Consider the following 12,871-nt stretch of genomic DNA (forward strand, 5'->3'; position numbering starts at 1 on the left):
CTGCCCGACACGCGGGGTGGGTCGTTGATTCCGAGCGTGCCGCCCGCATAGCGTCACGCCTAGCACAACCTGACATAACTATAACCCTCTACTTGAGGGTGAAGGTTTAGGGTTCACAGATCGAGAGGCACGGACGTGACAACTCCGCAAAACTACCTAGCAGTGATCAAGGTGGTCGGCATCGGCGGCGGCGGAGTGAACGCCGTGAACCGGATGATCGAGGTCGGGCTCAAGGGTGTCGAGTTCATCGCCATCAACACCGACGCACAGGCGCTGCTGATGTCCGACGCGGACGTCAAGCTCGACGTCGGCCGCGAGCTCACCCGTGGGCTCGGCGCCGGAGCCGACCCCGAGGTCGGCAAGAAGGCTGCCGAAGACCACGAAGAAGAGATCGAGGACGTCCTGCGCGGCGCCGACATGGTGTTCGTGACGGCGGGCGAGGGTGGTGGCACCGGGACGGGTGGCGCACCCGTCGTCGCCCGGATCGCCCGCTCGCTCGGCGCGCTGACCGTCGGTGTCGTGACGCGCCCGTTCACCTTCGAGGGACGCCGCCGCGCGACCCAGGCGGAGTCCGGCATCGACGCGCTCCGCGCCGAGGTCGACACGCTCATCGTCATCCCGAACGACCGCCTGCTCTCCATGTCGGACCGCAACGTGTCGGCGCTCGACGCCTTCCACTCGGCCGACCAGGTCTTGCTCTCGGGTGTCCAGGGCATCACCGACCTCATCACCACACCGGGTCTGATCAACCTCGACTTCGCCGACGTGAAGTCGGTCATGCAGGGCGCGGGCAGCGCTCTCATGGGCATCGGCTCGGCACGCGGCGACGACCGCGCGGTCCAGGCTGCGGAGCTCGCGATCTCCTCGCCGCTCCTCGAGGCCAGCATCGACGGTGCGCACGGCGTGCTGCTGAGCATCCAGGGTGGTTCCGACCTCGGCCTCTTCGAGATCAACGAGGCCGCCCGACTGGTGCACGAGGCCGCGCACCCCGAGGCGAACATCATCTTCGGTACGGTCATCGACGACGCCCTCGGTGACGAGGTCCGCGTCACGGTGATCGCCGCAGGCTTCGACGGCGGCTCGCCGCACGCCCGCAAGGACGTGCGTCAGGCCCAGGGCCAGCCTGCTGCCCAGCAGCACGCTCCGTCGCAGGCTGCGCCCGCGGCTGCCGAGCCCGTGCCCACGACGACGGGTGTGCACGCGCTCGCGCGCCCCGTGGTGCCGCTCGACTCCGGCTTCGACTCCTCGGACGCTGCGCCCGTGGACCCCTCGCAGCAGCAGCGCCCCGCCGCTGCGGCCCCGGCCTGGCAGCCCGAGCCCGGGGCGACGGGACCGGTCCCGGCCTACATGTCGACCGACCCTGACGCCGTGCAGCGCACCGGTCAGCTCGAGGTCCCCCGGATCTTCGAGGAGGAGCCGCCGCGTCGCCGCGTCGACGACCTCGACGTGCCGGACTTCCTCAAGTAGCACACCGCACCCCATGCAGCACGCACCACAGATCCCGGTGCTCGAGGTCGACCTCGGGCCCGGGATCCGTGCGTTCTTCACCACACGGGCCGGGGGAGTGTCGAGAGCACCCTGGGCGTCCCTCAACGTCGGCACGTCTGTGGGGGACGACCCTGCGCACGTGAGCCGCAACAGGGAGCTGGTCGACCAGGCCGCGGGAGCCCGCGTGACCTTCGTCTCGCAGGTCCACGGGCGGGCTGTCGCCGTCCTGCCAGGGAGCGGCAGCCCAGGCGTCCCGTCTGCTCCGGCCCTCGGAGCGTCGACCGAGGCCGACGCCCTCGTGTCGAGGGCCGTCGACGCCCCTGTCGGCGTCTACGTCGCCGACTGTGTGCCCGTCCTGCTGGCAGACCCCTCGTCGGGCGTCGTGGCGGCGGTCCACGCGGGCCGGCCGGGGGTCGAGCTCGGTGTGGTCGGTGAGGCTGTCCGGGCGATGGTCGCCACCGGGGCCGACATCGCCTCGATCTGTGCGGCGGTCGGTCCGTCGGTGTGCGGCCGCTGCTACGAGGTGCCTGCCGACCTGCGGGAGCGCGTCGCGGCGGCGGTGCCCGCCACGGGGGCGACCACGAGCTGGGGCACCCCGGGGCTCGACCTGCCGCGCGGGGTCCTGGCCCAGCTCGCCGACGCCGGTGTCACGCAGGTGGTGCACGTGGAACGTTGCACCCGCACGGACGACGCGTTCTTCTCGCACCGCCGGGCGAGCGCAGACGGCCTGGTGACAGGCCGCTTCGCAGGTGTCGTCGGAGCCCGCAGGTCACAGACCTGAATGTGGTCTGTCGTCGGGCGTGTCGCGGACGCGGCTCCCGAGCGCTGGGATAGCGTGATTCCACCGTCAGCATCCGGGAGTCCCGGAGAAGGGCTGATCGGACTGACGCGGAACGGAGAGATGGCGATGGCTGGAGCGCTGCGCAAGACGATGCTGTACCTAGGCCTCGCAGACGATCGAGGCGAGGTCGAGCAGGAGCACTACGACGAGTACGACGACTACGACGAGGTAGGTGCGGACGTGGCTGAGGAGTACGAGGCCCAGGTGACCCCGATCAACCGTTCCGTCGCACGACGGGAGAGCCACGTGCAGGCCGTCGCCTCGTCCGAGCTCCGTCGCATCACGACCGTGCACCCCCGCTCCTACAACGACGCGCGCGTGATCGGCGAGGCCTTCCGCTCCGGCACCCCGGTGATCATCAACCTCTCCGACATGGACGACGCGGACGCCAAGCGCCTCGTGGACTTCTCGGCAGGTCTGATCTTCGGGCTGCGCGGCGCGATCGAGCGGGTGACCAGCAAGGTCTTCCTGCTCTCGCCCGAGCACGTCGAGGTGTCGGCTGGCCAGGAGCAGGCGCAGGAGAAGACCTCCGGCCCAGCCTTCTACAACCAGAGCTAGCACGTGATCTTCAACCTGCTGGCGCTCGTGTGCTTCCTGTACCTGCTGACCCTCTTCGGACGGGTCATCTTCTCGTGGGTGCAGGTGTTCTCCCGTGACTGGCGCCCCCGAGGGGTCGTGCTGGTCCTGGCGGAGGTGGTGTTCAGCCTCACCGACCCGCCCCTGCGCTTCTTGCGACGGTACATCCCGCCGCTCACGATCGGCCAGATCCGGCTCGACGTCGGCATGCTGATCCTCTTCTTCGGGGTCTCCTTCCTCTTGCAGCTCTTGCTCGTCCTGGGGGCGAGATGAGGGGATCTGCCCCGAGGAGGACGACGACTTCGTAACTGCTCCACCCCACCGGAGAGGGTCGCAGGGCGCGCGCACGAGCAATCGTCCGCTAGCGTGACCTGTGGCGGTCGGTGGATTGACCGAAAAGACCAGCGCGAGTACTAGAGGTGATGACGATGGTGGCACTGCTCACTGCAGATGACGTCCTGACGAAGAAGTTCCCGGCGACGAAGTTCCGAGAGGGGTACGACGTCGTCGAGGTCGACGACTTCCTCGACGAGGTCCTCACGACGCTCCGCGAGCTGTACGCAGAGAACGACGACCTCAAGGCCAAGCTCGAGGCGTCCGAGCGGCGCGTCGCGGAGCTCAGCCGCGCGAACGCGCAGCAGGCCTCCGAGCCTCGCCCGGTCTCGGTCGAGAAGGTTCCCGAGGAGCCCAAGCCGGCACCGGCGGCCGAGCCCGCCCCTGTCGCCGCCCCGGCCCTGGCGCCCCGCGAGCCCGAGATGGCCACCGGGATCATCCAGATGGCCCAGAAGCTGCACGACGACCACGTCCGTGCCGGCCAGGAGGAGGGTGACCGACTCATCGCCGAGGCGAAGAGCGAGGGCAACCGCATCGTCCGCGAGGCCGAGGAGACCTCCTCTCGCACGCTGTCCCAGCTCGAGCAGGAGCGTTCGCTCCTCGAGCGCAAGATCGACGAGCTGCGGATCTTCGAGCGCGACTACCGCACCCGTCTCAAGAGTTACTTGCAGAACCTGCTCGGCGACCTCGACAACCGTGGCAGCGCGCTCCCGAGCGGCGGCCCCTCTGGTCAGGACAAGCAGGGCATCTGACGCCCCTGCGCTCCGCGCCTGCACGACCGCACGGCCCCCAGCCGGTGCCCGCGATTCACCTCTCCGCGCAATGCGGCGTGGTGGATTGCGTGCACCGGCTGTGCCGATTAACCTCGGCTCACTTCTACGAAAGAGGCCGTGATGTCGATCCGAGACGCAATCAGCAACGCCCCCGCCAAGGACCAGTTCCCGACCCTCTCCGAGGACGTCAAGTCCTTCCCTGTCCGTGAGGGTGAGGAGCCCTGGACCGGCGCCGAGGTCGAGACGCTCGCTGACGACCTCATCGCCGAGAACGTGCGCCTGAGCGCCGAGCTCACGGCAGCGGACCAGGAGCTCTCCGAGCTGCTGCGCAACTCCGGTGACGGTGCCGGGGACGACCAGGCCGACTCTGGCTCGTCGGCCCTCGAGCGTGAGCAGGAGCTCACCCTCGTCAACAACACCCGCGACCTGCTCGCGCAGAACGCCCGTGCGCTCGCCCGTATCGGCGCGGGGACCTACGGTGCCTGCGAGTCGTGCGGCGAGGCGATCGGCAAGGCTCGTCTGCAGGCCTTCCCCCGTGCCACCCTCTGCGTCACCTGCAAGCAGCGCGAAGAGCGCCGTTGAGCGGGACGGCTCTTCGCACGGTCTGTGCCCGTGGGAGACTTCACGGGTGATCGATCAGGACGACAACACCGGACCAGACGACAGCATCTCGTCGGGGGGTGCGGCTGAGGCCGCACCAGCGCCCGCGACCCACCGGACAGGCAGGGTCCTCGCAGGGATCCTCGGTCTCGCCGCGGTCGTGCTGCTCGTCGACCAGCTCACCAAGATGTGGGCGCAGTCGGCCCTCGAGGTCGGCGCCATGCCGAAGCCGCTCATCGGCGAGCTGATCCAGCTGAGGTTGATCTACAACCCCGGCGCAGCGCTCTCGATCGCGAGCGGTCAGACGTGGATCCTCAGCCTGCTCTCCGCAGGCGTGGTCGTGTTCGTGATCGTCACGGCCCGCAAGATCCGCTCGACAGCCTGGGCCCTCGCGCTCGGGCTGGTCCTGGGAGGCGCGCTCGGCAACCTCGGGGACCGCTTGTTCCGCGAGCCCGGCTTCCTCACGGGGCACGTCGTCGACTTCATCGACTACGGGCCCTTCATCGGGAACGTCGCAGACATCGCGATCGTCGTCGCTGCGGTCCTCATCGGCTACCTGGCGCTGCGCGGCATCGGCCCGGACGGACGGCGCGGGGACGAGGACGTGGTCGCCGAGAAGACGGACACGCCGGTGACCCCGACAGAGCCGGGGGACGAACGATGACCACGCGCACCCTGCCCGTCCCGGACGGTCTGGTCGGCGAGCGGGTCGACGCCGCCCTCGCGCGGATGCTCGGTCTGTCGAGGACCGTCGCTGCCCAGATCGCCGCAGACGGCGGCGTCCGCGTCGACGGTCGTCAGGTCGGCAAGTCCGACAGGCTCACCCCGGACGCGTGGATCGAGGTGGACCTCCCGGACACGCCGGCTCAGGCCGGTCCCGTGGTCGTCGCCGAGCCGGTCCCCGGCATGAAGATCATGTACGACGACGACGACGTGGTGGTCATTGACAAGCCCGTCGGTGTCGCCGCGCACCCGTCGGTCGGCTGGACAGGGCCCACCGTGGTGGGTGCGCTGATAGCGGCCGGATACACGATCGCCACGTCAGGTGCCGCGGAGCGCCAGGGCATCGTCCACCGCCTGGACGTGGGGACCTCAGGTCTCATGGTCGTCGCGAAGAGCGAGCACGCGTACTCGGTGATGAAGCGCGCCTTCAAGGAGCGCACCGTCGAGAAGGTCTACCACGCGCTGGTCCAGGGACACCCCGAGCCGACCACAGGGACCATCGACGCCCCGATCGGGCGCCACCCGAACCACGACTACAAGTTCGCGGTCGTCGCCGACGGCAAGCCCTCGGTGACCCACTACGAGGTGCTCGAGATGCTCTCGGCCGCCTCCCTCGTCGAGGTGCACCTCGAGACCGGCCGCACCCACCAGATCCGGGTGCACTTCTCTGCGTTGCGCCACCCCTGCGTCGGCGACCTCACCTACGGCGCCGACCCGCGCCTCGCGGAGAAGGTCTCGTTGACACGCCAGTGGCTGCACGCGAAGCGGCTGGGCTTCGAGCACCCGTCGACGGGGGAGTGGGTCGAGGTCGTCAGCGAGTACCCGGACGACCTGGCCGCAGCCCTCGAGGTCGTCCGCGGGGCGTACCGATGACCGCCGCCGACCAGACCCCCGACGCCCAGACTCCTGCCGACCGGCCCGCCGGCGACCAGGTGCAGAGCGACAGGTCCGCAGCCAGGCAGACCGCCGGCGGCGGAGCGACGCGAGACCGCAGCGCGCTGCGCGTGCTCACGGTGTCGTCCGAGGAGCAGCTCCAGGCCGCCTTCTCGATCCGCTTCGAGGTCTTCGTGGAGGAGCAGGGCGTGTCAGCCGACTCCGAGCTCGACGTGGCCGACCGCGCGCCGACCACCCAGCACGTGATCGTCGTGGACACGAGCGTCGAGCCGCCCGAGCCCGTGGGCACCGGCCGGCTCCTGACCGACGCCGAGCACCCTGACGCCCTCCACATCGGCCGTCTCGCGGTGCGTGCACCGTGGCGCTCCTCGGGGGTCGGTGCTGTGCTCATGCGTGCCCTCGAGACCCTCGCCGCCGAGCGGACCCCTCGGGGTTCGCAGGTGCGGGTCGAGCTCAGCGCGCAGGAGCAGGCCATCGGCTTCTACCAGCGGCAGGGCTACGTCGTCGACGACTCGCACCGCTATCTCGACGAGAACATCTGGCACCGCGACGCCGTCAAGACCGTCGACGGCACAGCCTGATCCTGTCCAGCCCCCGGACGTGGGAGAAGTCCCACACCGGCCTCCGGCGAGTCGTCCGCCGAGGCGATCTAGACTCGTCGCATGTCGTCTGCGCCACCTCGTTCTGAGGACTTCGTCCACCTCCACGTGCACACCGAGTACTCGATGCTCGACGGGGCAGCCCGCCTCGGAGACCTCTTCGAGGAGACCAAGCGGGTCGGGCAGAGCGCGATCGCGACGACAGACCACGGATACCTCTTCGGGGCCTACGACTTCTGGAAGCAGGCGACCGACGCCGGCGTGAAGCCCATCATCGGCGTCGAGGCCTACGTGACTCCCGGCACCTCGCGCTTCGACAACACCCGTGTGCGGTGGGGCGACGCGAGCCAGGCGAGCGACGACGTGTCGGCTCGCGGTGCGTACACCCACCTGACGATGTGGGCCCGGAACAACGAGGGCATGCACAACCTCTTCAGGGCGAGCTCCCTCGCCTCGCTCGAGGGCCAGATGGGCAAGTGGCCCCGCATGGACCGCGACCTCCTCGAGCGCTACAGCGCCGGGATGATCGCGTCGACAGGCTGCCCCTCGGGCGAGGTCCAGACGCGTCTGCGCCTGGGGCACTACGACGAGGCCGTCAAGGCCGCAGGCGAGCTCCAGGACATCTTCGGCAAGGAGTACTTCTACGTCGAGCTCATGGACCACGGGCTCGACATCGAGACCCGTGTGTTCAAGGACCTGCTGCGCCTCGCCAAGGACATCGGGGCGCCGATCGTCGCGACGAACGACCTGCACTACGTCCGCCAGGAGGACAGCGGCTCCCAGGAGGCGCTGCTCGCCATCAACTCGGGCTCGACCCTGACAGACCCGGACCGCTTCAAGTTCGACGGCGACGGCTACTACGTCAAGTCTGCTGCCGAGATGCGCAGACTCTGGAAAGAGCTGCCCGAGGCCTGCGACAACACCCTCGTCATCGCCGAGCAGTGCGAGGTCTCCTTCAACACCGCGGCGAACTACATGCCGAACTTCCCCGCCCCCGAGGGCGAGGACGAGACCTCGTGGTTCATCAAGGAGGTCGAGACCGGGCTGCAGTACCGCTACCCGGACGGCATCCCGACCGAGGTGCGCGAGCGTGCTGACTTCGAGACCAAAGTCATCACCCAGATGGGCTTCCCGGGGTACTTCCTCGTGGTCGCCGACTTCATCAACTGGTCCAAGAACAACAACATCCGTGTCGGACCCGGTCGTGGTTCGGGTGCGGGTTCGATGGTCGCCTACGCCATGCGCATCACCGACCTCGACCCCCTCGTGCACGGGCTGATCTTCGAGCGCTTCCTCAACCCGGACCGTGTGTCCATGCCCGACTTCGACGTCGACTTCGACGAGCGTCGTCGCGGTGAGGTCATCCGGTACGTCACGGAGAAGTACGGCGAAGACCGCGTCGCGCAGATCGTCACCTACGGCACCATCAAGGCCAAGCAGGCGCTCAAGGACTCGAGCCGTCTGCTCGGTCTGCCCTACGCCATGGGCGACAAGCTCACCAAGGCGATGCCGCCCGCGATCATGGGCAAGGACATCAGCCTCACCGGGATCTTCGACCCGGCCGACAAGCGGTACAACGAGGCCGAAGAGTTCCGCCAGGTGCACGCCGCCGACCCCGAGGCCCAGCGCGTGGTCGAGCTGGCCAAGGGCATCGAGGGCCTGAAGCGCCAGTGGGGCGTCCACGCAGCCGGTGTCATCATGTCGAGCGAGCCGCTCATCGACATCATCCCGATCATGCGGCGCCTGCAGGACGGCGCCGTGATCACGCAGTTCGACTACCCGAAGTGCGAAGAGCTCGGGCTCATCAAGATGGACTTCCTGGGTCTGCGCAACCTCACGATCCTCGACGACGCGCTCGAGAACATCGTGATGAACGGCAAGGACCCCGTCGACCTCGAGGCGCTGACCCTCGACGACCCGAACACCTACGCGCTGCTGTCCCGCGGTGACACGCTCGGGGTGTTCCAGCTCGACGGCGGCGGCATGCGCACGCTGCTCAAGCTCATGCGTCCTGACAACTTCGAGGACATCTCGGCTGTCGGTGCGCTCTACCGCCCGGGTCCGATGGGTGCGAACTCGCACACCAACTACGCCCTGCGCAAGAACGGCCTGCAAGAGGTCGTGCCGATCCACCCTGAGCTCGAAGAGCCGCTCGCCGAGGTCCTCGGGACCACGCACGGGCTCATCGTGTACCAGGAGCAGGTCATGTCGATCGCGCAGATCGTCGCAGGCTTCTCGCTCGGCCAGGCAGACATCCTGCGTCGTGCGATGGGCAAGAAGAAGAAGTCCGAGCTGGACAAGCAGTTCGAGGGCTTCTCGGGCGGCATGATCGAGCGCGGCTACTCGATGGCCGCAGTCAAGGCGCTGTGGGACATCCTGCTGCCGTTCTCCGACTACGCCTTCAACAAGGCCCACTCGGCCGCCTACGGCGTGGTCTCCTACTGGACGGCCTACCTCAAGGCCAACTACCCGACCGAGTACATGGCCGCCCTGCTGACCAGCGTCCGCGACGACAAGGACAAGTCGGCGCTGTACCTCAACGAGTGCCGTCGCATGGGGATCACCGTGCTGCCGCCGGACGTCAACTCGTCGTCCGCCAACTTCACAGCCGTCGGCAAGGACATCCGCTTCGGGCTGACCGCTGTGCGCAACGTCGGCGCGAACGTCGTCGACGCGATCGTGGCCACCCGGGAGCAGAAGGAGGCCTTCACCTCCTTCACCGACTTCCTCGACAAGGTGCCTGCGGTCGTCTGCAACAAGCGGACCATCGAGTCGCTCATCAAGGCCGGGGCCTTCGACTCCCTCAACCACCCCCGCCGGGCGCTCCAGGTGGTCCACGAGCAGGCCGTCGACTCCGTGATCGGGGTCAAGCGCAAGGAGGCCGAGGGACAGTTCGACCTCTTCGCAGGCTTCGGCGACGAGGGCGACGACGGGATGTCGTTCAGCGTCGACATCCCCGACCTGCCCGACTGGGAGAAGAAGCAGCTGCTCGCCTTCGAGCGCGAGATGCTCGGTCTCTACGTCTCGGACCACCCGCTGTCCGGGCTCGAGCACGTGCTCCAGCAGGCGGCCGAGGTGTCGATCGCCAAGCTGCTGACCGACGAAGACCGCCCGGACGGGTCGACCGTCGTCATCGCCGGGCTCATCACCTCGCTCCAGCGCAAGATGTCCAAGCAGGGCAACCCGTGGGCCGCCGTGACGATCGAAGACCTCGACGGTGGTGTCGAGGTGATGTTCTTCGGCGAGACCTACATGGCCTACTCGACGATCTTGGCCGAGGACCAGGTCGTGGTGCTCCGCGGCCGGGTGCGCCGCCGGGACGACACGATGCAGCTCCAGGCCATGGAGGTCTCGCTGCCGGACATCTCGACGGGGTCAGACTCTCCGCTGATCATCACGATCCCGCGCAACCGCTGCCTCGAGCAGATCGTGGTCAAGCTGCGCGACGCCCTCAAGACGCACCCGGGTGACGCCCAGGTGCGGATCCACGTGACCGAGCCCGGCAAGACGACCGTGGTCCAGGCGCACGACCAGTACAGGGTCGCGAAGTCCTCGGCGCTGTCGGGTGAGCTGAAGGCGCTGCTCGGGCCGGCCTGCCTCACGGTGTAGGTGGAGGCGGCCGCCCCGAGCGAGAGAGGGCGGCCGCGAGGCCAGGGGTCGGCGACGACGTCGGCCCTGCGGTGTGAGGTCGGTGTGACGTCGGTCGCCGACCGGGCGCTGGGCCCCGGGCGTGCCTAGACTCGCCAGGTGATCCACCTGACTCCTGAGCAGCACGTGTTCGTGACCGAGCGGCACCTCGCCACCCTGACCACCCTGCGGGCCGACGGCTCGCCCCACGTCGTCCCTGTGGGCTTCACCTGGGACCCCGATGCCGGCGTGGTCCGGATCATCACGAGCGGGACCACCGTCAAGGCGAAGAACGCCGGGCGGCCCGCCGCCGACGGCCGACCGTCACGCGCCGTGGTCTGCCAGGTCGAGGGTGGCCGGTGGATCACCCTCGAGGGCCCAGCCTCCGTGCTCACCGAGCCCGAGGAGGTCCTCGAGGCCGAGCAGCGCTACGCCCGCCGTTACAAGGTCCCGCGGGAGAACCCGGCCCGCGTGGTCGTCGTCATCACGCCGGACCGGGTCATGAGCTCGAGCTACATGGCGCGCTGAGCGCACCGGAGACCGGCTGCAGCCCGAGCGCCGGTCGCCTCACGCGGCCTCGAGCGCCCGGTCGCCTCAGGCGACGGTCGCGCTCGCACGGCCTGTGGGGGAGTCGACGACCACGACGTCGCCCTTGTGCAGCTGGCGTCCTCGGCGGGTGTCGACCTCGCCGTTGACCGAGACCTCTCCGTCGGCGACGAGCTCGCGCGCCTGCGCGCCCGACTCGGCGAGGTTCGCCAGCTTGAGGAACTGCCCGAGGCGGATGACGTCGTCGCTGATCTCTACGTGGTCCATGGGTCCATCTTCTCGCGACCAGGCCGGGCGGCGCACCACAGCCGGTGACCGCGTCTGTCAGCGCGCAGCAGACCAGCCTAGGATGGTCGGGTGATCAACAGACTCGACCTGCGTGGTCGTTCCCTCTCCGCCCGTGAGCTCGTCGAGGCTCTGCCCCGTGCCGAGGTCCGGGTCGAAGACGCCGCAGAGCGTGTGGCCCCGATCATCGCTGCTGTGCGCAGCCGCGGCGCCGACGAGCTCCGCGACCTCGCCGAGCGCTTCGACGGCGTGCGCCCGCACCACCTGCGTGTCCCGGCCGCAGCCTTCGAGAGCGCGCTCGCCGGGCTCGACCCGCTGGTCCGCGAGGCGATCGAAGAGACGATCTCGCGCGTGCGCACGGTCCACCGCGCCCAGCGCCCCCAGGGCTTCGTCGTCGACCTCGCGCCCGGCGCACAGGTCCGCCAGCGCTGGGTGCCCGTGGGCCGGGTGGGCCTCTACGTCCCCGGTGGGCTCGCCGTGTACCCGTCGTCGGTCATCATGAACGTCGTGGCCGCGCAGGAGGCCGGTGTCCCGTCGCTCGCCGTCGCGAGCCCGCCCCAGCGCGAGAACGACGGACTGCCCCACCCCACGATCCTCGCGGCCTGCGCGCTGCTCGGCGTCGACGAGGTCTACGCCGTGGGTGGCGCGCAGGCTGTCGCGATGTTCGCCTACGGCGCGCGTGGCACCGAGGAGCAGGACGGCGCGACCCTCTGCGAGCCCGTCAACGTGGTCACCGGGCCCGGCAACGTCTACGTCGCGGCCGCCAAGCGGCTCGTCCGCGGGGTCGTCGGGATCGACGCCGAGGCCGGCACGACCGAGATCGCGATCCTCGCCGACAGCACGGCGCACCCGGACCACGTCGCGGCCGACCTCATCAGCCAGGCCGAGCACGACCCCGCCGCCGCCTCGGTCCTCGTCACGTCCTCGGTCGAGCTCGCGGGCGCTGTCGAGGCCCGCCTCAAGGACCGCGCTGAGGGCACCCGGCACTCCGACCGTGTCCTGCAGGCCCTCGCCGGTCCGCAGTCCGCCATCGTCCTCGTCGACTCGGTCGAGCAGGGGATCGAGGTGGTCGACGCCTACGGGGCCGAGCACCTCGAGATCCAGACGGCCGACGCGGCTGCTGTCGCGGAGCGCATCTCGAACGCCGGCGCGATCTTCGTCGGTGCGTACTCCCCGGTCGCCCTCGGCGACTACATGGCGGGCTCGAACCACGTCCTCCCCACGGGTGGGTGCGCCCACTTCGCGAGCGGGCTCGGGGTGCACAGCTTCGTCAAGGCCGTCCAGGTGGTCGAGTACACCGAGCAGGCGCTCGGGCAGATCTCCTCGAAGATCGTCGCCTTCGCCAACGCCGAAGACCTCCCGGCCCACGGTGAGGCCGTCCAGGTGAGGTTCTGAAAGACCAGAGGGGCGGACGTCACATCTGGACCGGGTGATTTCATCCGCGAGGCGACGCTCCGTCGCGCGGTCTGGGACGTACCGTGGACAATGTCGTGCGCCGTGCACAGTCCGGCGTGGGGCGTTCCGTACCCTGACGTGCACGACCTTGCCGACCGAACGGCCAGGCAGGACGTCCTGCAGGCAGGTAC

At 69.2% G+C, this 12,871-nt stretch carries 13 protein-coding genes; 12 read left to right on the plus strand and 1 reads right to left on the minus strand.

Annotated features, from left to right (window positions below; all coding sequences use genetic code 11):
* Positions 1-135 precede the first annotated feature (135 nt).
* From ftsZ to ASG53_RS07125, 11 genes are all read left to right on the plus strand, one after another.
* Positions 136-1,467, plus strand: coding sequence for a cell division protein FtsZ (gene ftsZ, locus ASG53_RS07075; RefSeq protein ID WP_056130213.1), 1,332 nt, complete (start codon positions 136-138; stop codon positions 1,465-1,467).
* A 13-nt stretch (positions 1,468-1,480) separates the two neighbouring features.
* Positions 1,481-2,269 carry a peptidoglycan editing factor PgeF gene (gene pgeF, locus ASG53_RS07080; protein ID WP_056130217.1) on the plus strand — a complete coding sequence of 263 codons (789 nt, stop codon included), beginning with the start codon at positions 1,481-1,483 and terminating at the stop codon, positions 2,267-2,269.
* Between the two features lie 126 nt (positions 2,270-2,395).
* Positions 2,396-2,887, plus strand: coding sequence for a cell division protein SepF (locus tag ASG53_RS07085; protein ID WP_042439101.1), 492 nt, complete (start codon positions 2,396-2,398; stop codon positions 2,885-2,887).
* Between the two features lie 3 nt (positions 2,888-2,890).
* The gene (locus tag ASG53_RS07090) at positions 2,891-3,178 is read left to right on the plus strand and encodes a YggT family protein (protein WP_056130220.1); all 288 of its coding nucleotides are present in this window, start codon (positions 2,891-2,893) and stop codon (positions 3,176-3,178) included.
* 158 nt (positions 3,179-3,336) lie between these two features.
* Positions 3,337-3,990 carry a DivIVA domain-containing protein gene (locus tag ASG53_RS07095; protein WP_179913249.1) on the plus strand — a complete coding sequence of 218 codons (654 nt, stop codon included), beginning with the start codon at positions 3,337-3,339 and terminating at the stop codon, positions 3,988-3,990.
* 141 nt (positions 3,991-4,131) lie between these two features.
* Positions 4,132-4,593 carry a TraR/DksA family transcriptional regulator gene (locus tag ASG53_RS07100; protein WP_056130226.1) on the plus strand — a complete coding sequence of 154 codons (462 nt, stop codon included), beginning with the start codon at positions 4,132-4,134 and terminating at the stop codon, positions 4,591-4,593.
* Between the two features lie 46 nt (positions 4,594-4,639).
* Positions 4,640-5,275, plus strand: a complete 636-nt coding sequence (locus ASG53_RS07105; RefSeq protein ID WP_056130229.1) for a signal peptidase II — start codon at positions 4,640-4,642, stop codon at positions 5,273-5,275.
* The gene (locus tag ASG53_RS07110) at positions 5,272-6,207 is read left to right on the plus strand and encodes an RluA family pseudouridine synthase (RefSeq protein WP_056130232.1); all 936 of its coding nucleotides are present in this window, start codon (positions 5,272-5,274) and stop codon (positions 6,205-6,207) included. Before ASG53_RS07105 ends, ASG53_RS07110 begins: the two co-directional genes overlap by 4 nt.
* A complete protein-coding gene (locus tag ASG53_RS07115; RefSeq protein ID WP_082543843.1) occupies positions 6,204-6,809 on the plus strand; it encodes a GNAT family N-acetyltransferase in 606 nt (201 codons plus the stop codon). Before ASG53_RS07110 ends, ASG53_RS07115 begins: the two co-directional genes overlap by 4 nt.
* A gap of 81 nt (positions 6,810-6,890) precedes the next feature.
* Complete coding sequence (dnaE, locus tag ASG53_RS07120; RefSeq protein WP_056130235.1) at positions 6,891-10,436, plus strand: DNA polymerase III subunit alpha; 3,546 nt, start codon at positions 6,891-6,893, stop codon at positions 10,434-10,436.
* Between the two features lie 138 nt (positions 10,437-10,574).
* Entirely contained in the window at positions 10,575-10,982 is a 408-nt protein-coding gene (locus ASG53_RS07125) for a PPOX class F420-dependent oxidoreductase (protein ID WP_056130238.1), read from the plus strand.
* Between the two features lie 66 nt (positions 10,983-11,048).
* On the opposite strand, the gene ASG53_RS07130 is transcribed toward ASG53_RS07125, so the two are convergent.
* The gene (locus ASG53_RS07130; RefSeq protein WP_056130241.1) at positions 11,049-11,267 is read right to left on the minus strand and encodes an RNA-binding S4 domain-containing protein; all 219 of its coding nucleotides are present in this window, start codon (positions 11,265-11,267) and stop codon (positions 11,049-11,051) included.
* A gap of 90 nt (positions 11,268-11,357) precedes the next feature.
* Here ASG53_RS07130 and hisD point away from each other — a divergent pair, with 90 nt between their 5' ends.
* Positions 11,358-12,680 carry a histidinol dehydrogenase gene (hisD, locus tag ASG53_RS07135; RefSeq protein ID WP_056130243.1) on the plus strand — a complete coding sequence of 441 codons (1,323 nt, stop codon included), beginning with the start codon at positions 11,358-11,360 and terminating at the stop codon, positions 12,678-12,680.
* Positions 12,681-12,871: the final 191 nt, after the last annotated feature.

This window comes from Sanguibacter sp. Leaf3, assembly GCF_001425965.1.
In the GTDB taxonomy this organism is placed as follows: Bacteria; Actinomycetota; Actinomycetes; order Actinomycetales; family Cellulomonadaceae; genus Sanguibacter; species Sanguibacter inulinus.

Bases quoted from the DNA above. Each gene is read 5' to 3' on its own strand.
- pgeF (WP_056130217.1), top strand. From the start codon at position 1,481: ATGCAGCACGCACCACAGATCCCGGTGCTCGAGGTCGACCTCGGGCCC.
- ASG53_RS07085 (WP_042439101.1), top strand. From the start codon at position 2,396: ATGGCTGGAGCGCTGCGCAAGACGATGCTGTACCTAGGCCTCGCAGAC.
- ASG53_RS07100 (WP_056130226.1), top strand. From the start codon at position 4,132: ATGTCGATCCGAGACGCAATCAGCAACGCCCCCGCCAAGGACCAGTTC.
- ASG53_RS07110 (WP_056130232.1), top strand. From the start codon at position 5,272: ATGACCACGCGCACCCTGCCCGTCCCGGACGGTCTGGTCGGCGAGCGG.
- ASG53_RS07115 (WP_082543843.1), top strand. From the start codon at position 6,204: ATGACCGCCGCCGACCAGACCCCCGACGCCCAGACTCCTGCCGACCGG.
- dnaE (WP_056130235.1), top strand. From the start codon at position 6,891: ATGTCGTCTGCGCCACCTCGTTCTGAGGACTTCGTCCACCTCCACGTG.
- ASG53_RS07130 (WP_056130241.1), bottom strand. From the start codon at position 11,267: ATGGACCACGTAGAGATCAGCGACGACGTCATCCGCCTCGGGCAGTTC.